This is a genomic window from Dechloromonas hortensis, from assembly GCF_009469765.1.
Classification (GTDB): Bacteria; Pseudomonadota; Gammaproteobacteria; order Burkholderiales; family Rhodocyclaceae; genus Azonexus; species Azonexus hortensis.
Window position 1 is genome coordinate 16,141 of sequence record NZ_SSSQ01000007.1, and the last position, 19,127, is coordinate 35,267.

At 64.7% G+C, this 19,127-nt stretch carries 18 protein-coding genes; 12 read left to right on the top strand and 6 right to left on the bottom strand.

Annotation, left to right across the window (positions count from 1 at the left end; genetic code table 11):
• Positions 1–22: 22 nt before the first annotated feature.
• Entirely contained in the window at positions 23–301 is a 279-nt protein-coding gene (locus GH663_RS12230; RefSeq protein ID WP_153132030.1) for a hypothetical protein, read from the top strand.
• Between the two features lie 112 nt (positions 302–413).
• The gene (locus GH663_RS12235) at positions 414–2,315 is read left to right on the top strand and encodes an LTA synthase family protein (RefSeq protein ID WP_153132031.1); all 1,902 of its coding nucleotides are present in this window, start codon (positions 414–416) and stop codon (positions 2,313–2,315) included.
• A gap of 21 nt (positions 2,316–2,336) precedes the next feature.
• Here GH663_RS12235 and GH663_RS12240 read toward each other — a convergent pair whose 3' ends face one another.
• Positions 2,337–3,716: a sensor histidine kinase gene (locus GH663_RS12240; RefSeq protein WP_153132032.1), complete on the bottom strand. Its 1,380-nt coding sequence runs from the start codon at positions 3,714–3,716 to the stop codon at positions 2,337–2,339.
• The gene (locus GH663_RS12245) at positions 3,703–4,392 is read right to left on the bottom strand and encodes a response regulator (RefSeq protein ID WP_153132033.1); all 690 of its coding nucleotides are present in this window, start codon (positions 4,390–4,392) and stop codon (positions 3,703–3,705) included. The genes GH663_RS12240 and GH663_RS12245 overlap by 14 nt, the downstream gene beginning before the upstream one ends.
• A gap of 75 nt (positions 4,393–4,467) precedes the next feature.
• Between GH663_RS12245 and GH663_RS12250 the strand changes: the two genes are divergently transcribed.
• The 4 genes from GH663_RS12250 to GH663_RS12265 are packed head-to-tail and all read left to right on the top strand — an operon-like array spanning position 4,468 to position 10,479.
• A complete protein-coding gene (locus tag GH663_RS12250; protein ID WP_246181582.1) occupies positions 4,468–5,694 on the top strand; it encodes a TolC family protein in 1,227 nt (408 codons plus the stop codon).
• Positions 5,691–6,812: an efflux RND transporter periplasmic adaptor subunit gene (locus tag GH663_RS12255; RefSeq protein WP_153132035.1), complete on the top strand. Its 1,122-nt coding sequence runs from the start codon at positions 5,691–5,693 to the stop codon at positions 6,810–6,812. The genes GH663_RS12250 and GH663_RS12255 overlap by 4 nt, the downstream gene beginning before the upstream one ends.
• On the top strand, positions 6,809–9,898 hold the full coding sequence (locus GH663_RS12260) for an efflux RND transporter permease subunit (protein ID WP_153132036.1): 3,090 nt from the start codon (positions 6,809–6,811) through the stop codon (positions 9,896–9,898). Before GH663_RS12255 ends, GH663_RS12260 begins: the two co-directional genes overlap by 4 nt.
• A 14-nt stretch (positions 9,899–9,912) precedes the next feature.
• Positions 9,913–10,479 (top strand): SRPBCC family protein, encoded by a 567-nt coding sequence (locus GH663_RS12265; protein WP_153132037.1) that lies wholly within the window; start codon positions 9,913–9,915, stop codon positions 10,477–10,479.
• A 95-nt stretch (positions 10,480–10,574) separates the two neighbouring features.
• Here the strand turns inward: GH663_RS12265 and GH663_RS12270 are convergent, their stop codons facing one another.
• The 3 genes from GH663_RS12270 to uvrA are packed head-to-tail and all read right to left on the bottom strand — an operon-like array spanning position 10,575 to position 14,338.
• Positions 10,575–10,949: a diacylglycerol kinase gene (locus GH663_RS12270; protein WP_153132038.1), complete on the bottom strand. Its 375-nt coding sequence runs from the start codon at positions 10,947–10,949 to the stop codon at positions 10,575–10,577.
• Entirely contained in the window at positions 10,946–11,500 is a 555-nt protein-coding gene (locus tag GH663_RS12275; RefSeq protein ID WP_153132039.1) for a hypothetical protein, read from the bottom strand. The genes GH663_RS12270 and GH663_RS12275 overlap by 4 nt, the downstream gene beginning before the upstream one ends.
• Positions 11,501–11,518: 18 nt before the next feature.
• Positions 11,519–14,338 carry an excinuclease ABC subunit UvrA gene (uvrA, locus tag GH663_RS12280; protein WP_153132040.1) on the bottom strand — a complete coding sequence of 940 codons (2,820 nt, stop codon included), beginning with the start codon at positions 14,336–14,338 and terminating at the stop codon, positions 11,519–11,521.
• A 250-nt stretch (positions 14,339–14,588) separates the two neighbouring features.
• Between uvrA and GH663_RS12285 the strand changes: the two genes are divergently transcribed.
• The 4 genes from GH663_RS12285 (at position 14,589) to ssb (ending at position 17,387) form a co-directional block, all read left to right on the top strand.
• Complete coding sequence (locus GH663_RS12285) at positions 14,589–15,293, top strand: AzlC family ABC transporter permease (protein ID WP_153132041.1); 705 nt, start codon at positions 14,589–14,591, stop codon at positions 15,291–15,293.
• Positions 15,290–15,616, top strand: coding sequence for an AzlD domain-containing protein (locus GH663_RS12290; protein WP_153132042.1), 327 nt, complete (start codon positions 15,290–15,292; stop codon positions 15,614–15,616). The genes GH663_RS12285 and GH663_RS12290 overlap by 4 nt, the downstream gene beginning before the upstream one ends.
• A gap of 79 nt (positions 15,617–15,695) precedes the next feature.
• Positions 15,696–16,904: an MFS transporter gene (locus GH663_RS12295; RefSeq protein ID WP_246181583.1), complete on the top strand. Its 1,209-nt coding sequence runs from the start codon at positions 15,696–15,698 to the stop codon at positions 16,902–16,904.
• A 12-nt stretch (positions 16,905–16,916) separates the two neighbouring features.
• On the top strand, positions 16,917–17,387 hold the full coding sequence (ssb, locus tag GH663_RS12300) for a single-stranded DNA-binding protein (RefSeq protein WP_153132043.1): 471 nt from the start codon (positions 16,917–16,919) through the stop codon (positions 17,385–17,387).
• Between the two features lie 74 nt (positions 17,388–17,461).
• Here the strand turns inward: ssb and GH663_RS12305 are convergent, their stop codons facing one another.
• Positions 17,462–17,881: a DUF2721 domain-containing protein gene (locus GH663_RS12305; protein ID WP_153132044.1), complete on the bottom strand. Its 420-nt coding sequence runs from the start codon at positions 17,879–17,881 to the stop codon at positions 17,462–17,464.
• Between the two features lie 100 nt (positions 17,882–17,981).
• Between GH663_RS12305 and GH663_RS12310 the strand changes: the two genes are divergently transcribed.
• Together GH663_RS12310 and GH663_RS12315 are read left to right on the top strand one after the other, a co-directional pair.
• Positions 17,982–18,164, top strand: a complete 183-nt coding sequence (locus GH663_RS12310) for a hypothetical protein (RefSeq protein WP_153132045.1) — start codon at positions 17,982–17,984, stop codon at positions 18,162–18,164.
• A 116-nt stretch (positions 18,165–18,280) separates the two neighbouring features.
• Positions 18,281–19,123 (top strand): hypothetical protein, encoded by an 843-nt coding sequence (locus GH663_RS12315; protein WP_153132046.1) that lies wholly within the window; start codon positions 18,281–18,283, stop codon positions 19,121–19,123.
• Positions 19,124–19,127 lie beyond the last annotated feature (4 nt).

Sequence of the window (19,127 nt, forward strand, 5' to 3'; positions counted from 1 at the left end):
CCTCACTCAACGAGAACGATCGATGGCGACTTTCCTGGCTTTCCTGGCGCTGGCATTGCTGACCGGTGCCTGCTATTTCATTTATCGCCGCTCGATGGCATCGACCGAAGCGACCGATGAAAACGATCTGCAGCGTTTCATGGTGGCCAATCGGGAACTGCACCTGCAACGCATCGATCATGCACTGTGGGATACCGCGATGCAGATCGCCAACGGCGATGAAGGCGTGGCCAGAGCCCGTTATATTGAACTTCGGGTCAAACAGATGAAGAGCGAAGCCGCCGTCGAGGCTGCCCGGTAAACGGCGCTGTCAGGCTAACTGGCTAGCCTCACAATTCCCTCACAACTCGCTCACTAAAGCCTCACGCGCGGTCGACTAAATTCACGAGCACTTTTTGTCTCGTGGTCGACTTATGAAGCGCTTTTCCGGATTGAACGGCAATGCCTTGCGTGTCTGGGGCCTGACGGCTCTGCTGGCGCTTGGCGTCTTTTTCGTGACCCGCCTGGTGCTGCTGGCCCATGCCGTGGTTTTCAGCGAGCAGCCGGCGGGCGGCCTGCTCGGCGCCGTCGCGCTCGGCCTGCTGCGCGACCTGCCGGCGGCGGCGGTGGTCGCTTCGCCCTGGGCGCTCTTCGAATTGCTCGGCAAGCCAAGCTGGCGAGCCCGGCTGCGCTGGCCGCTGTTGGCGATCTATGTCTTCACACTGTGCTTCGTCGCCGTTTCGGAGACCATCTTCTGGGATGAGTTCAGCGTCCGCTTCAACTTCATCGCCCTCGATTACCTGGTGTTCACCACCGAAGTCATCGGCAATATCCGCGAGTCCTACCCGGTCGGCCAGATCGTCGGTGCCCTCGCCCTGCTTAGCGCGTTGCTCGTCTGGCTGCTCAAGCGGCCGCTGCATTCGGCCGTCACCCGCAGCGTGCCGCGCCGCAGCCAGCTCGGCTGGGTGCTCAGCCTCGTCGTGCTGGTCTGGGTCGTCGCCTACAAGATGGCGCCGCCCGAATTTTCCAGCAGCAATTTCGCCAACGAACTGGCCGACAACGGCTGGCGCAGCTTCCTGTGGGCGGCTCGCCAGAACAAGCTGGACTATCGCCAGTTCTACGCTACCCGCCCGGATGCCGAGGTGATCAGCGATCTGCAGCGCCTGTCCGGTCACGCCCGGGTTTCGGCGACGCACGATGCGGTGCAGAAGGTGGCCTACAAGTCGGGCTTCCCCGGTGGCAAGCAGCCGAATGTCGTCGTCGTCATGATGGAAAGCATGTCGGCCGAATACATGGCGACCTTCGGCAATAACGAGAACCTGACGCCGAGCCTGGACAAGCTGGCCGGTGAGGGCATGCTGTTCACCCACCTCTATGCCGCCGGCACGCGTACCGTGCGCGGCCTGGAAGCACTGTCGGCGGCGCTGCCGCCGCTGCCCGGCAAGTCGGTCGTGCGCTGGCCGGACATCACCAACCTGAACACGCTCGGCGCTTCGCTGGCCGAGCGCGGCTGGGCGCCGCATTTCCTCTATGGCGGCTATGGCATGTTCGACAACATGAACGGCTATTTCGGCGCCCAGGGCTACAAGGTCACCGACCGCACCGGCTTCAAGGACGGCCTGGTCGAGTTCGAGAATGTCTGGGGCGTCGCCGACGAGCATCTGTTCGACCAGGTGCTGCTTGAAATCGACCGGGAAACGGCCACCGGCAAGCCCTTCTTCGGCCACGTCATGACCGCCTCCAACCACGTGCCCTTCACTTACCCGTCCGGCCGCATCGACATCCCGTCGCCGGGCAAGCGGGCCGGCGGCGTCAAGTACGCCGACTACGCAGTCGGTCGTTTCATCGAGATGGCCAAGCAGAAGCCGTGGTTCGACAACACCATTTTCGTCTTCGTTGCCGACCACTGCGCGAGCAGCGCCGGCAAGGCCAAGATCCCGGTCCATCGCTATCACATCCCGGCCATCGTCTATGCGCCGAAAATGATCTCGCCGCAGCGCGTCGATACGCTGGCCAGCCAGATCGACCTGGTGCCGACCCTGCTCGCCATGCTCGGTCTGGAAAAAGACGATCATTTCGTCGGCCGCAATATTCTGCAGGTGCGGCCGGAAGAGGGCCGTGCCCTGCTCTCGACCTACCAGAACCTCGGCTATCTGAAGGGCGATGTGATGACGGTACTGCAACCCCGCCGCAAGATCGAGACCTTCCGGATCAGCGCCGACGGCAAGGAGGCGCAGCCGATGGCGACCGATCCGAAACTGGCTGAGGAAGCGATTGCCTACTTCCAGGGAGCGGCACTGCTGATGGAGCAGCACGGCAACGACGGCCGCCACTAGGCCCGGTCGGCCGCTGCCGCACTAGGCGGCAGTGGTCGGGCGCTGGGCGGGAAAGCTGGCCAGCAGGCAGGCACCGCCCAGTTTTTCCGAGGCTTGGGCGATGACGTTGCCGCCATGCTGGCGGGCGATTTCGCGGACGATGGCGAGGCCGAGGCCGTTGCCGTCGCTCAGGCTGCCCGGTGCCTGGTAGAAGCGTTCGAAGACCTTGTCGCGTTCGCCGGCCGCAATCCCCTTGCCGCTATCCTCGACGCTGAGCCAGGCCCGGCCATCTTCTGCGCCGCAACTGACGGTGACTGTGCCGCCTTCCGGGGTGTAGCGCAGCGCGTTGTTGAGCAGGTTGCCGAGCAGCTCCTCCAGCAGCAGGCTATTGCCGTGCATGAAGGCCGGCGCCAGGTCGAAGCCGAGGTCGATCTGCCGGCTGAAGGCCAACGGCAGCCAGCTTTCGGCCACTTTCTGGACCACTGCTGCCAGCGAAACCTCGGGCTGCGTCTGGGCGGGCGAGGGTTCGGCCCGGGCCAGTGACAGCATCTGGGCGACCAGGTGCGACAGACGCTGGGCGGCGGTCAGCACGCCCTCCAGTTTTTGCCGGGTGTCCGGCGCCGACTCGTTGCACGCCGCCTCGACCTGGGCCTGTAGCGCGGCAATCGGGGTCCGCAACTGGTGGGCTGCATCGGAGACGAAATTGCGCTGGCTGGCCAGCGAGCGTTGCAGGCGTTGCAGCAGTTCGTTGATCTCGGTGACGACCGGTTCGATTTCTTCGGGGACGGTGACCTGGACCGGGCTGAGATCGCTCTGCGAGCGTCCGGCCAGTTCCTGACGCAAGGCGGACAGCGGGCGCAGGCCGGAGCGGACGCCGAACCAGACGACGCCGAGGCTGACCAGGATCAGCAGCAACTCCGGAAGCAGCATGCCGAGAATGATTTCGCGGACTAAGGCATTGCGCTTGACCAGTGTTTCGCCGGCCAGGACGGTCACCATCGATCCGGCCAACTCCTTTTGCAGCACGGCAACGCGGATCGGCTGCCCCTTCAGCCAGTCGTCGAAGTAGTAGCGGCCTTCGTTGTTGACGATTCTCGGCTGTGCCGAGGCCGGCATCGACAAGCCGACTTCGCCATCCAGCACTTCGCCGTCCGGGCCGCGCACCGCGTAGAAAATTTCGTCGAACTTGTCGGTTAGCAGTACGGCCCGGGCCTGCGGCGTCAAGGGCAGTTGCGGTTTTTCGTCGACGATGCGCAACTGGTCGGCAATGGCCAGCGTCGTATCGAACAGTGCGCGGTCATAGGCCTTGGTGGCGCTGCGCCAGGCGACCCAGTAAGCGGTGGCGGCGCCGGCCAGCAGCAGTGCCAGCATCGCCGGCAGCAACTGGCGGAGCAGCAGGAAGCGCAGGCTAGCCTGCTTCATGGGCGTCCTGATCCGGTTTTTCCAGGTAGTAGCCGAGGCCGCGCACGGTGCGGATGGTGATGCCGGCCGGTTCGAGTTTGTTGCGCAGGCGGGAGATGAATTTCTCGATGGCGTTGGGGGTGATTTCCTCATCCCAGCGATAGAGCGCCTGCATGATCTGTTCTTTATTGACAATGCGATTGACCCGGCTGGCGAGAAATTCCAGCGCGGCCCATTCGCGGGCGCTCAGCTCCAGTGCCTTGCCGTCCAGCCAGGCCCGCTTGCCGACGGTGTCGAGTTCCAGCCGGCCGAGGCGGATGGTCGGTTCGGCGGCGCCGGCGCCGCGCCGGATCAGGGCACGGACGCGGGCTTCCAGTTCGACCAGGGCGACCGGCTTGACGACGTAATCGTCGGCCCCGAGGTCAAGCAGGCGAACCCGCTCCTCAATCGCCATCCGGGCCGACAGGATCAGTACCGGCGTGCGTTGCTTGCGGGCACGCAGGCGTTGCAGCACCGTGCTGCCATCCAGACCGGGCAGGCCGAGATCGAGAATGGTCAGGTCAAAGCTCTCGTTTTCGAGCCAGCGATCGGCGGTCAGGCCGTCGGCGGCGACTTCAACGAGATAGCCGGATTGACCCAGCGAGCGGGCCAGACCGTCGGCCAGCAGGGCGTCGTCCTCGACAAGAAGTATGCGCATCAGGTGTCAGAAATTGGTCAGCGGAGCGCCATACGATACCACTCCGCTTTCCTTGTCCAAGCAATGAGATCCTTATTGTTTTTCCTGATCTTGCCGGCGCTGGCCATGGCGCAGGGTACTTCTTCTCTGACCCTGCAGGAGGCCGAACGGCTCTGGCAGGAACACAGCCGCGAACTTCGCCTGGGGCAGGCCGCCGTTGCCGGTGCCGCCGCCGATGTGACGGCAGCCGGGCAAATCCCCAATCCCGATGTCTCGCTGAATATGCTGTCGATCAGCCCGTGGTCGGGCTACGGGGCCGGTCCGTGGAAAGACAAGAAAATGGATACCCAGCTCCGCCTCGATCAGCTGATCGAGCGCGGCAGCAAGCGCGAATTGCGGGTCAAGAGCGCCGCAGCCCGCCTCGATGCGGCGCGTTTCGATCTCGATGACGCGGCCCGCCAGCAACTGGGCATGCTGCGCTACGCCTACTACAACCTGCGCCTGGCCCAGGAACGGTTGGTCCTGGCGCAGGAAACCGCGGCGCTTTATGGCAAGAGCGCCGAGGCCGGCAAGTTGCGGAAAAAGGCTGGTGACATCGCGCCGGTCGACCTCTCCCGCCTGCAGATTGACCAGGGGCGGGCCGACAGCGATGCTCGGCAGGCGCTGACCGACCTGCAACAGGCCCGGCAAGCGCTGGCCTACCTGATCGGTCGCGATGCCGAGGCCGAGTCACTGGTCGCCGCCGACAACTGGCCGGTGCTGGAAGCGCTGGCCCTGGCCCAGGCCCCGCTCGAGCAGCGGCCGGATCTGGCGGCGGCCAGCCGCCGCCTGCAGGCGGCCGAGGCCGAGCGCGATCTGGCGCGGGCCAAGAAGAGCCGCGACGTCACCCTTGGCGTCCAGTACGAACACAACATGCAGAACGCGCCGACCAACAGCTACGGCTTCGGGGTCAGCGTGCCGCTCTTCATCTGGCACGAGTACGAAGGCGAAATCGCTCGTTCCGAAGCCGACCTCGATGTTGCCCGCCGGCAACTGGAGCAGTTGCAGGCGCAGGCCACCGGCCAGGTGGCGCAGGCGCGCAATGCGCTGCTTTCGGCACGGGATCGCTACCAGCGGCTTGAAGGCGGCTTGCTGGCCGATGCAGAGCGGGTCGCCAAGGCCGCCGAGTTTGCCTACAGCAAGGGAGCGATGGGGCTGATGGACCTGCTCGACGCCCGCCGTACGTTGCGCCAGATCCAGATCGAAGCGGCTAGCGCGCGCGCCGATTACGCCAAAGCATTATCGGACTGGCAGATCCAGGCCGAATTCAGGAAATCGAAATGAAGTTGACGCCCATCCTCCTCTCACTGTCGCTGGCCCTGGCCGGTTGCTCTGCCGAACCCGAAGCGAAAAAGCAGGCGGCCTTCAAGGTCGACGGCGAGCGCATCACGCTGAGCGAGCCGGACAAGGCGACGTTCCTCAAGCTGGCGACGGTCGAGCGCGACCCGGGCGGCGTGCTGCGCCTGCCCGGCCGATTGGTCTGGAACGAGGAAAAGACGGTGCGCGTTTTCCCGCAACTGGGCGGCCGGGTGCAGAGTCTGGCGGTCGACGTCGGCGATACGGTAAAAACCGGCCAGGCACTGGCCGTGCTCAATTCGCCGGATTATGGCCAGGCCTTGGCCGACGTGCGCAAGGCGAGGGCCGAGGCGCAGGTCGCGGCTCAGGCACTGGACCGCAGCCGCCAGTTGCGTGAAGCTGGCGTCATTGCCGAAAAGGACTGGCAACAGGCCGAGGCGGCCGCCGTCGCGGCCAAGGCCGAAGGCGAACGGGCCGCCCGCCGGCTGGCCGGGCTGGGCGGCGAGGCCGACGGTTCCTACGTGCTGCGCAGCCCGCTGGCCGGCGTCGTCGTCGAGCGTAACCTGAACCCGGGCATGGAGTTCCGCCCCGAGCAGGCGACCACGCCGCTGTTCGTGGTCACCGATCCGGCCAGCCTGTGGATCCAGATCGATGCCGGCGAGGCGGACCTGGCCCATTTGCAGAAGGGCGAGCCGCTGCTCATCGAATCGCGGCAGTATCCCGGCGAACGTTTCAAGGGCGTCATCCGCCACGTCGCCGATTTCGTCGACCCGACGACGCGGACGATCAAGGTGCGCGGCGAGGTGCCGAATGCCGAGCGCCGCCTGAAAGGCGAAATGTTCGTCAATGCGCTGGTCGAACTGCCGGCGATGCAGGCCTTGCGGGCACCGGCAACGGCGGTCTTCCTGTCCGGCGACAAGCGCTATGTCTTCATCGAGGAAGCGGTTGGCAGCTACCGGCGGCAGCCGGTTCGTTGCGGCACCGAACGCGACGGCTGGATCGAGCTCGAGGGCGTCAAACAGGGTGACAAGGTCGTCGTCGAAGGCAACCTGCACCTGCTGAGGTTTTTCAAGCCGCAGGCCGCCGACAAGCAGGCGGCGAAATGATCAAGCGCATCGTTCATTTCGCGCTCAACCAGCCGCTGTTCATCATTCTCGGCCTGGTGCTGTTCATCGGCATCGGGGTGACCGCCTTCAAGAACCTGCCGATCGAGGCTTTTCCCGATGTCACCGATACCCAGGTCACGGTGATTTCCCTTTATCCGGGCCGGGCGCCGGAAGAGGTCGAGAAGCAGGTGACCATTCCGTTGGAGATTGCGCTGTCCGGCGTGCCGAACTCGATCCGCATGTTCTCGCACACGCAGTTCGGCCTCTCCTTCATCGTCGTCACTTTCGACGAAAAGCCCAGCCTGTTCATGGCTCGCCAACTGGTCGAGGAACGCCTGCGTGGCCTCGACCTGCCGGTTGGCGTCGAGCCGGAACTGGCGCCGCCGGCGACGGCGACCGGCGAAATCTTCCGTTACCGACTCGATGCACCCGGCTTGAAACCGAGCGAAGTACGCGCCATCCAGGACTGGACGGTGGCCCGCCAGATCAAGCAGGTGCCCGGCATCGCCGATGTCGTTTCGCTCGGCGGCCCGATCCGCCAGTACGAAGTGCGGCCGAACCTGGCCAAGCTGCGCGACTACAAGATCACCATCGGCCAGTTGTTCAATGCATTGCAGCGGGCCAACGCCAATGCCGGCGGCGGTTCGGTGGCGCAGGGCCGGCAGCAGTTCCTGATCCGTTCGCTTGGTCTGCTCCATTCGTCGGCCGATATCGGCCAGGTGGTGGTCGCCGAAAACAGCGGCACGCCGGTGCTGGTCTGCGACATTGCCGAAGTCGTCGAGTCGCGGGTGCCGGAGCAGGGCATCGTCGGTATCAGCGACGCCAGCGGCGACCAGGATGACGTGGTGTCGGGCATCGTGCTGCTGCGCAAGGACGAAAATCCATCGATGGTGCTCGACGCCCTGAAGGCCAAGGTCGATGCGCTGAATGCCGGCGGCTTGCCGCCCGGCGTGCAGATCGTGCCGTTCTACGACCGTTCCTGGCTGATCAGCAAGACGCTGAAAACCGTTTTCATGAACCTGCTCGAAGGCGCGCTGCTCGTTACGCTGGTTCTCTACCTGTTCCTGGCCGACCTGCGGGCGGCGGCGATCGTCGCCTCGATCATCCCGCTCGCCCTGCTCGGCACCTTCATCGGCCTGTCGGCGGTCGGCATCCCGGCCAACCTGCTGTCGCTGGGGGCGATGGACTTCGGCATCATCGTCGATGGCGCGGTCATCGTCATCGAAAACATCTTCCGCCGCCTCGGCGAAGCCAATCGCGACGACGATCACCGGCCGCATACGCGGACGATCCAGGAGGCGGTGGTCGAAATCGGCCGGCCGACGGTGTTCTCGATGGTCATCATCATGGTCGCCCACCTGCCGATCTTCACGATGCAGCGCCACGAAGGCAAGATTTTCGCGCCGATGGCCTACTCGGTGGTGGCGGCGCTGATCACCTCGCTGATCCTGTCGCTGACGCTGGTGCCGTTCCTGAGCAAGATCGCTTTCCGGAAAAACGTGCCGCACGAAGAAACGAAGCTGATGCACTGGTTCATGAACCGCTACGAACCGGCGCTGCAGTGGGTGCTGGCCAATACCCGGCGGGTCCTGCTCATCGCCCTCGGCGCCCTGGCCATCACGGCGGCGCTGGTACCGCAACTGGGCACCGAGTTCCTGCCCGAATTGAACGAAGGCTCGATCTGGATCAACATCACCTTGCCGACCTCGGTTTCGGTCGACGAGGCGAAGGGCGAGTTGCGCAAGTTGCGCCGGATCATTGCCGACTTCCCCGAGGTCAATGCGGTGATTTCCAAGGGGGGGCGGCCGGAAGACGGCACCGATCCGAAGAACATCAACATGACCGAGATGCTGGTCGACCTGAAGCCGGACAAGCTGTGGCGCAAGGGCATCAGCAAGGACGAACTGGTCCGCGAGATGGAGGACAAGCTGAACGACATGCCGGGCATCGAGCCGACCTTCAGCCAGCCGGTGCGCGACCAGATTCTCGAGTCGATCTCGCAGATCGACGGGCAGATCGTCGTCAAGCTGTTCGGCGACGATACGGCAACCCTGAAGCTGCACGCCAACCAGCTGCTCGAGCGGATCGGCAAGGTGCCGGGCGTCGTCCGCGCCCTCATTGACCGCGACGGCGACCTGCCGCAATACCGGCTGGAGATCGACCGGGCGGCGGCGGCCCGCTACGGACTCAACGTCATGGACGTCCAGGATGTCGTCGAAACGGCGCTGGCCGGCAAGGCGGCGACCGAACTCTGGGAAGGTGATCGCCATTTCAGCGTCGTCGTCCGTCTCGACGAAGCGTCGCGCCAGCTCGACCGCCTGAAAGAGGTACTGGTACCGACCCCGTCCGGGGCGCAGGTGCCGCTGTCGGCGCTGGTCGATTTCAAGATGGGCAGCGGGGCGATGAACATCGCCCGCGAATCCGGCCAGCGCGTCGTCGCCATCGGCGTCTTCATCCGCGACCGCGACATGGGCAGCGTCGTTGCCGACATGCAGACCCAGGCCAAGGACATCAAGCTGCCGCAAGGCTACTCGATCACCTGGTCGGGCGAGTTCGAGAATCAGGAACGGGCGATGAAGCGGCTGATGCTGGTCGTGCCGCTGTCGATTTTGATGATCTTCGTGCTGCTCTTCGACGCCTTCGAATCCTTCAAGGATGCGCTGATCATCATCTGCAACATTCCGTTCGCGTTGATCGGTGGCATTTTCGCCTTGCTCATTTCCGGCATCCCGCTCTCGGTCTCGGCGGCGATCGGCTTCATTGCACTGTTCGGGCAGGCGGTGCTGAACGGGGTGGTGATGGTCAGCTACTTCAACCAGCTGAAGCTGCAGAAGCTCGATACTTATCAGGTGGTTTTCCAGGGCGCGCTGTCCAGGCTGCGCACCGTGCTGATGACCGCCTTGCTGGCCATGCTCGGCCTGCTGCCGATGGCGCTGTCGCACGGCATCGGTTCCGAAACCCAGCGCCCGCTGGCACTGGTCGTCATCGGCGGTCTGATCTCGGCGACCCTGCTTACCCTGTTCGTGCTGCCGGCGCTCTACTACTACGTGGCGACCCATCCCCGGTTGGCCAAGGCGTTGCATTGACCGTGGTAGCGGCCATGCGCGGCATCCTTCTCCCGCTGCTCTGGATATTGTGCCTGGTTGGCGCGGCGGCCGCCGATGGACCGCCGGCGCTCGCCGACGAGGATGTTACGGTCGACTATCGGGCCGGCACCTATTTCGCCAGCCTCAGCCTGCGCGTCGCCGTGACGCCGGCCGTGGCGCTCGAGGTGCTGACCGACTTCGAGCACATGACCGCTTTCATGCCCAACCTGACGAGCAGCCGCCTCGTCTCGCGCAGCGCCAACGTCTATCGGGTCATGCAGCACGGCAAGGCGGATTTCGGGCCATTTTCCTTCCCCTTTGAATCGGAGCGCCGGATCGAGCTGATGCCGGATGGCCGGATTCTGGCTCAGGCCTTGTCTGGCTCGACCAAGTCGATGCGCAGCGAACTGCACTATCAGGCGGCCGGCGGCGGGACGCGCATTGATTACAAGCTTGAAGTGGAGCCCGAGCGCTGGCTACCCTCGGTGTTGGGCGTCAATCTGATGCGCCATGAACTGGCCGAGCAGTTTTCGGCACTGGCCCGCGAGATGCTGCGGCGTCAGGCAAGCCGGCAAAAATAACCCGCCGGGTGGCGGGTCAAGGTATGTCTAGGAGGAGTTGCCGGGCCATCATGCCGGCAAAGCCTGACCGGAATCTGACTGACATAAATTTCGGCTCACGGCCAGAAGAGCACGCAGGCCCAGACTGCGGCGGCGTTGATCAGGCTCAAGAGTACCGCGGCGCTGCCCATGTCCTTGGCGCGCTTGGCCAGTTCGTGCTTTTCCGGCGAGGCCTTGTCGACCACCGCCTCGACCGCCGAATTGAGGATCTCGACGATCAGGACCAGGATGATGCTGCCGACCAGCAAGGCGCGGTCGCCGCCGCTCCGGCCGAGGTAAAGGGCGAGCGGAATGGCGACGATGGCGAGCAGCACTTCCTCGCGAAAGGCGGCTTCGTTTTTCCAGGCGGCGCCGATGCCGTCGCGCGAATAGCCGAGCGCGTTCCACAGCCGAACGAGGCCGCTCTTGCCCTTGAACTCGGCGCTGCTCATGCCTCGTTGGCGAACCAGGCTGTGTTCGGCGGGTAGAGGACGGCGATGCCGAAGCGGGCGCGGGTCATCGCGGCCGGGTTGATCAGGCCGATGCCCGGTTGCAGCGGCCGGTAGGGCACGACCGCCTGCTCGAACAGGTGGGTGGCGCGTGCCTTGCGTTCGGCGGCGCTGCCCGGGTCCTTGTTGTCGAGCCAGACCGGCAGCGTGTCGCCGCCTTCGAAGAAGAAATCGATCCGCATCCGCATCGAGTCCTCATCAACTTGGCCGGCCGGTGTCTCGGCGTCGGCGGCGAGCGCCTGCATGGCATCGGGCTTCCAGCCGGAGGGCAGGTAAGGCGTCAGGTCCATCGCCGTTTCGAACTCGACGCGGGCAATCGACGCCGGGTTGAAGACTTCGGTCGACTCGTGGCCGACGATGATCAGGTTCGATTGCTTGAACCATTGGCCGGCGCGTTTCAGGCTGTCGAGGATGTCGCCGATCTGGGTCGGGTCGGTCTGGACGAAGCGGCGTTTGCGGTTGGCGGTCGTGACGATGGTGATGGCGAGCGACATGGCGGTCTCCCCGGTGGGTTATGACTTCAGCAAGGGTTTCAGGAAGCGTCCAGTATGACTGCTTTTGCACTTGGCGACCATTTCCGGCGTACCGGCGACCAGGATACGGCCTCCGCCGTCGCCGCCTTCCGGGCCGAGGTCGACGATCCAGTCGGCGGTCTTGATGACGTCGAGGTTGTGCTCGATGACGACGATGGTGTTGCCGTTGGCGGCCAGCCGCTGCAGCACGCTGAGCAGCATTTCGATGTCCTGGAAATGCAGGCCGGTGGTCGGTTCGTCGAGGATGTACAGGGTGCGGCCGGTGTCGCGCTTGGAGAGTTCGAGCGCCAGCTTGACGCGTTGCGCCTCGCCACCGGACAGCGTGGTCGCACTCTGGCCGAGGGTGATGTAGCTGAGGCCGACATCGACCAGCGTTTGCAGCTTGCGGGCGACGACCGGCACGGCGTCGTAGAACTCGCGGGCCTGCTCGACGGTCATGCCGAGGATGTCGTGGATGGTCTTGCCCTTGTAGTGGATCTCCAGCGTCTCGCGGTTGTAGCGCTTGCCGTGACAGACGTCGCAGGGGACGTAGATGTCGGGCAGGAAGTGCATTTCGACCTTGATCATGCCGTCGCCCTGGCAGGCTTCGCAGCGACCGCCCTTGACGTTGAAGCTGAAGCGGCCCGGGCCGTAGCCGCGGGCGCGCGATTCCGGCACCTGGGCGAACAGTTCGCGGATCGGCGTCAGCAGACCGGTGTAGGTCGCCGGGTTGGAGCGCGGCGTGCGGCCGATCGGCGCCTGGTCGACGTTGATCACCTTGTCGAACAGGTCGAGGCCGACGATCTCCTTGTGCGGCGCCGGTTCGGTGGTCGAGCCGTAGAGGTGGCGGGCGGCGGCGGCATAGAGCGTGTCGTTGATCAGCGTCGACTTGCCGGAACCGGAGACGCCGGTGATGCAGGTGAGCAGGCCGCCGGGGATTTCGAGCGTGACGTCCTTCAGGTTGTTGCCGTAGGCGCCGACGACTTTGAGCTGTTTGTTGGGGTCCGGCGGTCGACGTTGCTTGGGGGGCAAAATTGCCCGCCGCCCGGACAGGTAATCGCCGGTCATCGACAGCGGGTTGGCCGTCACTTCGGCCGGCGTGCCCTGGGCGACAATCGAGCCGCCATGGACGCCGGCGCCGGGGCCGATGTCGACGACGTAGTCGGCGGCCCGGATGGCGTCTTCGTCATGCTCGACGACCAGCACGGTATTGCCCATGTCGCGCAGGTTCTTCAGGGTTTCGAGGAGGCGGTCGTTGTCACGTTGGTGCAGGCCGATCGACGGTTCGTCCAGCACATACATGACGCCGGTCAGGCCGGAGCCGATCTGCGAGGCCAGTCGGATGCGCTGCGCTTCGCCGCCGGACAGTGTTTCGGCCGAGCGTTCGAGGCACAGGTAGTCGAGGCCGACGTTGATCAGGAAGCTCAGCCGGGCGGTGATTTCCTTCAATATCTTGTCGGCGACCTGCGCCTTGTGGCCGCTCAGGGTCAGGCAGTTGAAATAGTTACGGGCCTCGCCGAGCGGCAGGCGGCTGATTTCGTGCAGCGTCTTGTCGCCGACCCGAACATGCCGGGCCTCGATGCGCAGACGGGTGCCGGCGCAACTCGGGCAAGCCGAACTGCTGACGTATTTCGACAACTCCTCGCGCACGGCATTGGAGTCGCTGCCCCGGTAGCGCCGTTCGAGATTGGGGATGATCCCTTCGAAGGTGTGGCTGCGGTCGAAGCGCGTGCCCTTTTCGTTCAGGTAGCGGAAATTGACTTCGGTGCGCCCTGAGCCGTAGAGAATCAGCTGGCGGATGTCGTCCGGCAACTCGTCCCACGGCGTATCGACCGAGAAATCGTAATGCGCCGCGATCGACTCGATGATCTGGAAATAGAACTGGTTCTTCTTGTCCCAGCCGCGAATGGCGCCGTTGGCCAGCGAGGCGGCCGGGTTGGTGACGACGCGCTTGGGGTCGAAGAACTGGATGACGCCGAGGCCGTCGCACTTCGGGCAGGCGCCCATCGGGTTGTTGAAGGAAAAGAGGCGCGGTTCGAGTTCCTGCAGCGCATAGGAGCAGACCGGGCAGGCGAACTTGGCCGAGAACAGGTGCTCGACGTTGCTGTCCATTTCGAGCGCCATGGCCCGCCCTTCGGCGTGGCGGAGCGCGGTTTCGAAAGATTCGGCCAGGCGCTGGCGCATGTCATCGCGCACCTTCAGGCGGTCGACGACGACATCGACGTTGTGCTTGTGCGTCTTGGCCAGCTTCGGCACCTCGTCGATTTCATAGACGGTGCCATCGACGCGGACGCGGGCGAAGCCCTGGGCGCGCAGTTCGGCAAAGAGGTCGAGCTGTTCGCCCTTGCGGTTGGCCACCACCGGCGCCAAGATCATCAGCTTGGTTTCGGCCGGCAGGGCGAGCACGGTATCGACCATCTGCGACACGGTTTGCGCTTCGAGCGCCTGGTTGTGGTCCGGGCAATAGGGCGTGCCGGCACGGGCGTAGAGCAGGCGCAGGTAGTCGTGGATTTCGGTGACGGTGCCGACGGTGGAGCGCGGGTTGTGCGAGGTCGCCTTCTGCTCGATGGAAATGGCCGGACTCAAGCCTTCGATCAGGTCGACATCCGGCTTTTCCATCAACTGCAGGAACTGCCGGGCATAGGCCGACAGCGATTCGACATAGCGCCGCTGGCCCTCGGCGTACAGCGTGTCGAAAGCCAGCGAGGACTTGCCGGAGCCGGACAGCCCGGTAATCACAATCAGTTGATCGCGCGGCAGATCGAGGTTGATGTTCTTCAGATTGTGCGTGCGCGCGCCACGAATGCGGATGGTTTCCATCGCTGTTCTGCTAGGGATTGGGAGAAGGGAACTATACGCAAAATAGCTGGATTTTGCACTGAAGACTGTATGTCCATACAGTTTTTATGGCGGCGCTCGGCCACGGTCGATTTTTTGCCCGTTCGCCCTGATTGCTGCGGTGAACCCGCGAAAAAAGGCAAAAACCGGAACGGCTAGATTTACCGCTGTATTTGTTCTCTCGCTGCCGGCCGGCGGTTAGCATAGCGCCCTGTTTCTTTTCTACCCCGCCATGCCATCATCCTCATCCTGTCGTACCGAATTCCTCGGTGGCGTTCGCGCCGAATTGCCGCTGCTGCTCGGCGTCGTGCCCTTCGGCCTGATCTTCGGCGTGCTCGGGCTGGCCGCTGGCTTGCCGGGCTGGGCCGTGGTGCTCAGTTCGTCGCTGATTTTCGGCGGCTCATCGCAGATCGTCTTTGCCCAGTTGTTCGGCGCGGCGGCGCCGGGGGCGGTGATCGTGGCCACGGTGGGCGTCGTCAATCTGCGCCATGCCTTGTACAGCGCGGCGATCGCCGCCTATCTGAAGGCGCTGCCCTGGCGCTGGAAGTTGCTGTTGGCTTATCTGTTGACCGATGAGGCTTTTGCCGCGGGGATCGGCCGCCTGCGTGACGGGCCGGCGACAGCACAGCGTCACTGGTTCCTGTTCGGCGCCGGGTTTACGCTGTGGGCAGGCTGGCAATTGTCGACGCTGGCCGGCGTGCTGGTCGGGGCAGCGATACCGGCCGGCTGGTCGCTCGATTTCTCGGTGGCGCTGACCTTCATCGCCCTGTTGGTGTTGGGCGTCCATCGCCGCAGCGATGCCTGGGCGGCATTGGCAGCAGCGGCCACCGCCTTGCTGGCGCTCGGTCTGCCGCACAAGCTGGGGCTGCTGCTGGCGGCGGCGGTGGGCGTCGCCTGCGGCGTCTTGCTGCGCCGTTTCGATAAGGGGGCGGCATGAGTACGGGCGGTTTGTTGCTGACCATGGCGGCCTGCGGCCTGGTCACTTTCCTGATCCGCTTCTCCTTCATCGCGGGCGGCCAGCGCCTGCCGGCCAGTCCGGCTTTTTCGCTATTCCTGCGTTACGTGCCGCCGGCCATTCTCGGGGCCTTGATCGCGCCGGAAATTTTCCCCGGCGGGCCGGTGCTGGTCGAAATCCCGGGCAATCCGCGCTGGTGGGCGACGCTGGTCGCCCTGGCCGTGGCGGCGGCCACGCGCAGCGTGCTGGCGACCATCGCGGCCGGCATGCTGGCGCTGTGGGGCGCCCAGGCCTGGCTGGCTTGAGGGGCGGAGAGGGCGAGGAGGGCGGGGCAAACCTGCTAATATTCTCGCCTTCGCTGCGATGCAACAAACACCAAACATAATGTCTGCCCCAACCGATCGCATGAGTCCCGAGGAACGCCGCGCCGGCGCCTCGCTGGCCTCCATCTTCGCCCTGCGCATGCTCGGGCTGTTCCTGATCCTGCCGGTGTTTTCTGTTTACGCGAAAACCCTGCCCGGAGGCGACAACCTGGCGCTGGTCGGTTTCGCGCTCGGTGCCTACGGCCTGACCCAGGCCGTTTTCCAGATCCCCTACGGCATCGCCTCCGACATCTGGGGGCGCAAGCCGGTCATCGTCATCGGCCTGCTGATCTTTGCCTTCGGCAGCTTTGTCGCCGCCTGGGCGCCGGACATGAACTGGATCATCGTCGGCCGCGTGCTGCAGGGCGCCGGTGCCATTTCCGCCGCGGTCACCGCGCTTGCCGCCGACCTGACGCGCGAGGAACATCGGACCAAGGTGATGGCGATGATCGGTTCCTCGATCGGCCTCGTCTTTGCGCTGTCGCTGGTCGGCGCGCCGCTGCTCTATGGCTGGATCGGCATGGGTGGCCTGTTCTGTCTGACCGGTGGCCTGGCCCTGGCTGCCATCGGGCTGCTGCTCAAGGCCGTGCCGGCGGCGCCGGGGCCGCAGGGCCACGCCAAGCTGCCTTTGCGCCAGGTGCTGTTCGACGCCAACTTGCTACGCCTGAATCTCGGTATCTTCGTGCTGCACATGGTGCAGATGGCGATGTTCGTCGTGCTGCCGCACGCCCTGGTCAGTCATGGCGGGCTGGCCGCGGCGGAGCACTGGAAGGTCTATCTGCCGGCGGTACTCGTCTCCTTCGCAGTGATGGTGCCGGCGATCATCGCCGCCGAGCGCAAGGACAAGATGCGGCCGATCTTCCTCGCCGCCGTCGCCCTGCTGATCGCCGTCCAGGTTGGGCTGTTTTTCTTCAGCGCCAGCTTGTGGACGCTGGCGCTGTGGCTGCTGCTTTTCTTCGTTGCCTTCAACGTGCTCGAAGCGACGCTGCCGTCGCTGGTTTCGCGGACCGCGCCGCCCGCCGCCAAGGGTGCGGCGCTCGGGGTTTACAACACGACGCAGGCAATCGGACTCTTTATTGGTGGTGCGGTCGGTGGCTATGTGGCGCAAAATTTCGGCGATAATGCCGTTTTTGCTGCCTGCGCCGGGCTGGCTTTGCTCTGGCTGGCGGTAGCGAACTCGATGAATTTTCCGCAACGGCGCCAGACCGCCGCTGCGACTCAAACAGCTTAGGAGAGATAGGGTATGGCATCGGTAAACAAGGTGATTCTCGTCGGCAATCTGGGCCGCGACCCGGAAGTGCGCTACACCGCCAGCGGCGATGCGATGTGCAACCTGAGCGTGGCGACGACCGACAACTGGCGCGACAAGGCCAGCGGCGAGCGCAAGGAAGTGACCGAATGGCACCGCGTTTCCTTCTTCGGCAAGACCGCCGAAGTCTGTGGCCAGTACCTGAAGAAAGGCTCGCAGATCTACGTCGAAGGCAGCCTGCGGACCCGCAAATGGACGGACAAGGACGGCGTTGAGAAATACACCACCGAAATCCGCGGCGACGCCATGCAGATGCTGGGCGGCCGTCAGGGCATGGGTGCCCCGGCGGGCGGCGGCGGTGGTGGTGGCGGTTACGACAACGAGCCGACCGATTACGCGCCGGCGCCGGCCAAGAACAAGCCGAAGCCTTCGTTCGACGATCTGGGCGACGATATCCCGTTCTAAGCCGATGCGGCTTGGCCAAGTCTGACAAGAACGCCCTGTAAAACAGGGCGTTTTTCATTGTGCCGGCTGCTTGCCTAGCGGCTCCCGGCGCTGACGGCCAGATAGATCTCGCGGAGCAGTAGCGACAGCGCGGCGATCATCGAGGTCATGGCGAAGATGAAGAAAGTGGCGACCAGGCGAGCCAGGTCCATCGCCATCAGCGCCCCGAGGAAGGCGCCGCCGACCACCAGGCAGACGGCCAGCGCCGCGATTACCGCAAAGAGGATGGCCAGATAGATCAGGTGGCGGCGGCGGGCCAGTTGCTGGAGTTCTTCGAGATCCTCGGCCGCCTTGTTGCCCCGGTTGTTCCGTTCGCCGAGTACGCGCCGCCGGTCGACAATGCGCCCGAGGCGGGCATTCATCGCACCGATCAGCGTCGAGATGGCCGTCAGCAGGAAAACCGGGGCGACGGACAACTGGATGACGTGCGTAATGTCGGTGAGATGGGATTCCATGCGTTGAATTTTCCAGTGCTGAATGGGTGAGGGAGTGGCCGGTCTGGGTCGGACCGGTCGACTCTGCTAAAGTCTTGGCCTCATTTTAGGATTACTCGCGATGAAGCAAGCAAAAAAGAGAACAACTTACCCGAACGCCTCGATGTCTCCGGAAACCGACGCCATCATTGATGCCGAGATCGAGCAGCAGGGTTACAGCAACAACCCGCAGGCGATGAAGGAATTCGGGGACTACCTGACCCGGGCCCTGAACTTCGAGCGCAAGCGTCGGCACGGCAAATAAGCCTTGCCGGCGCGGCCGGGACAACTGCTCGAACCCGGCCGGCATTTGCGTTTATTTACGCCACCCGGGGCAGCTTTCGCTGAGCATCACGCTGAGGTCCGCTTAGAATTCCGCCGATGCCGATTGCTCAAACCTCGCCCGAGCAGCGCGCCCTGAACTGGGCGCTGGCTGCCTCGCTGGCGATCCACCTGCTGATCCTGTTCGTTCCCCGGCACGAGCCGTCCGCCCAGCCGGCGGCAGCGTCGCGTCTGGAAGCGCGCCTCGGGCCGGTGCGCCAGCCAACGGCAGAAACGCCGGCGCCGCCGGTGCCGGCCAACCTCCAGCCGAGGTCGGCGAGCAAGGCCGCCAAGCCGGCTCCGCGGCCACGCATGATGACCGTCGACAAGTCGCGTGGGCCGGCGGTGGCGGCAGCGCCGAAATGGACGGCGGCACAGAAGGCGGAGATGGATGGCTTTCTCAACGAGCTGGCCGGTCAGGCTCAAGCCACCCCGAAGCCGACGCTGGCCCAGCGCTCGCTGGCCATGGCGCGCGAGCAGGGCCGGCAGATGGCGGCACAGGACGAGGCCGGCGAGGCGATGCTGGAGCGGCGTCCGAACGGCCCGCCGCCCGACCCCTTCAGCCTGGAAATGTACATGGACGGCCTGGTCCGCCGCCTCAACCGGAGCGCCGCTTTCGTCAAGAACGATCCGCGCAGCAAGGGCGTTCGCTCGGCGGCGGTGCAGTTCAGGCTCAATCCGGATGGTTCGCTGAAATCCTTCGTCGTGCTGAATGCTGGCGATCAGGCCGAGGAAATCGCTTTCATCAAGTCGGTGATCGAGCGTTCGCTGCCGTTCTCACCCTTCCCGCCGGATATCGACAAGGCCGCCCGCTCGCTGGGGGTGACCATCTGCATCCAGCCGGGCAGCGGCGGTGGCAGCGGCCTCGGCTTTTCCCGGATGAGCGGCAGCCGCTGCCGCTAAGCGG

What these genes read in the sequence shown, in the direction of transcription:
- GH663_RS12230 (WP_153132030.1), top strand. Translation starts at nt 23, where the DNA reads ATGGCGACTTTCCTGGCTTTCCTGGCGCTGGCATTGCTGACCGGTGCC.
- GH663_RS12235 (WP_153132031.1), top strand. Translation starts at nt 414, where the DNA reads ATGAAGCGCTTTTCCGGATTGAACGGCAATGCCTTGCGTGTCTGGGGC.
- GH663_RS12240 (WP_153132032.1), bottom strand. Translation starts at nt 3,716, where the DNA reads ATGAAGCAGGCTAGCCTGCGCTTCCTGCTGCTCCGCCAGTTGCTGCCG.
- GH663_RS12245 (WP_153132033.1), bottom strand. Translation starts at nt 4,392, where the DNA reads ATGCGCATACTTCTTGTCGAGGACGACGCCCTGCTGGCCGACGGTCTG.
- GH663_RS12255 (WP_153132035.1), top strand. Translation starts at nt 5,691, where the DNA reads ATGAAGTTGACGCCCATCCTCCTCTCACTGTCGCTGGCCCTGGCCGGT.
- GH663_RS12260 (WP_153132036.1), top strand. Translation starts at nt 6,809, where the DNA reads ATGATCAAGCGCATCGTTCATTTCGCGCTCAACCAGCCGCTGTTCATC.
- GH663_RS12265 (WP_153132037.1), top strand. Translation starts at nt 9,913, where the DNA reads ATGCGCGGCATCCTTCTCCCGCTGCTCTGGATATTGTGCCTGGTTGGC.
- GH663_RS12270 (WP_153132038.1), bottom strand. Translation starts at nt 10,949, where the DNA reads ATGAGCAGCGCCGAGTTCAAGGGCAAGAGCGGCCTCGTTCGGCTGTGG.
- GH663_RS12275 (WP_153132039.1), bottom strand. Translation starts at nt 11,500, where the DNA reads ATGTCGCTCGCCATCACCATCGTCACGACCGCCAACCGCAAACGCCGC.
- uvrA (WP_153132040.1), bottom strand. Translation starts at nt 14,338, where the DNA reads ATGGAAACCATCCGCATTCGTGGCGCGCGCACGCACAATCTGAAGAAC.
- GH663_RS12285 (WP_153132041.1), top strand. Translation starts at nt 14,589, where the DNA reads ATGCCATCATCCTCATCCTGTCGTACCGAATTCCTCGGTGGCGTTCGC.
- GH663_RS12290 (WP_153132042.1), top strand. Translation starts at nt 15,290, where the DNA reads ATGAGTACGGGCGGTTTGTTGCTGACCATGGCGGCCTGCGGCCTGGTC.
- GH663_RS12295 (WP_246181583.1), top strand. Translation starts at nt 15,696, where the DNA reads ATGTCTGCCCCAACCGATCGCATGAGTCCCGAGGAACGCCGCGCCGGC.
- ssb (WP_153132043.1), top strand. Translation starts at nt 16,917, where the DNA reads ATGGCATCGGTAAACAAGGTGATTCTCGTCGGCAATCTGGGCCGCGAC.
- GH663_RS12305 (WP_153132044.1), bottom strand. Translation starts at nt 17,881, where the DNA reads ATGGAATCCCATCTCACCGACATTACGCACGTCATCCAGTTGTCCGTC.
- GH663_RS12310 (WP_153132045.1), top strand. Translation starts at nt 17,982, where the DNA reads ATGAAGCAAGCAAAAAAGAGAACAACTTACCCGAACGCCTCGATGTCT.
- GH663_RS12315 (WP_153132046.1), top strand. Translation starts at nt 18,281, where the DNA reads ATGCCGATTGCTCAAACCTCGCCCGAGCAGCGCGCCCTGAACTGGGCG.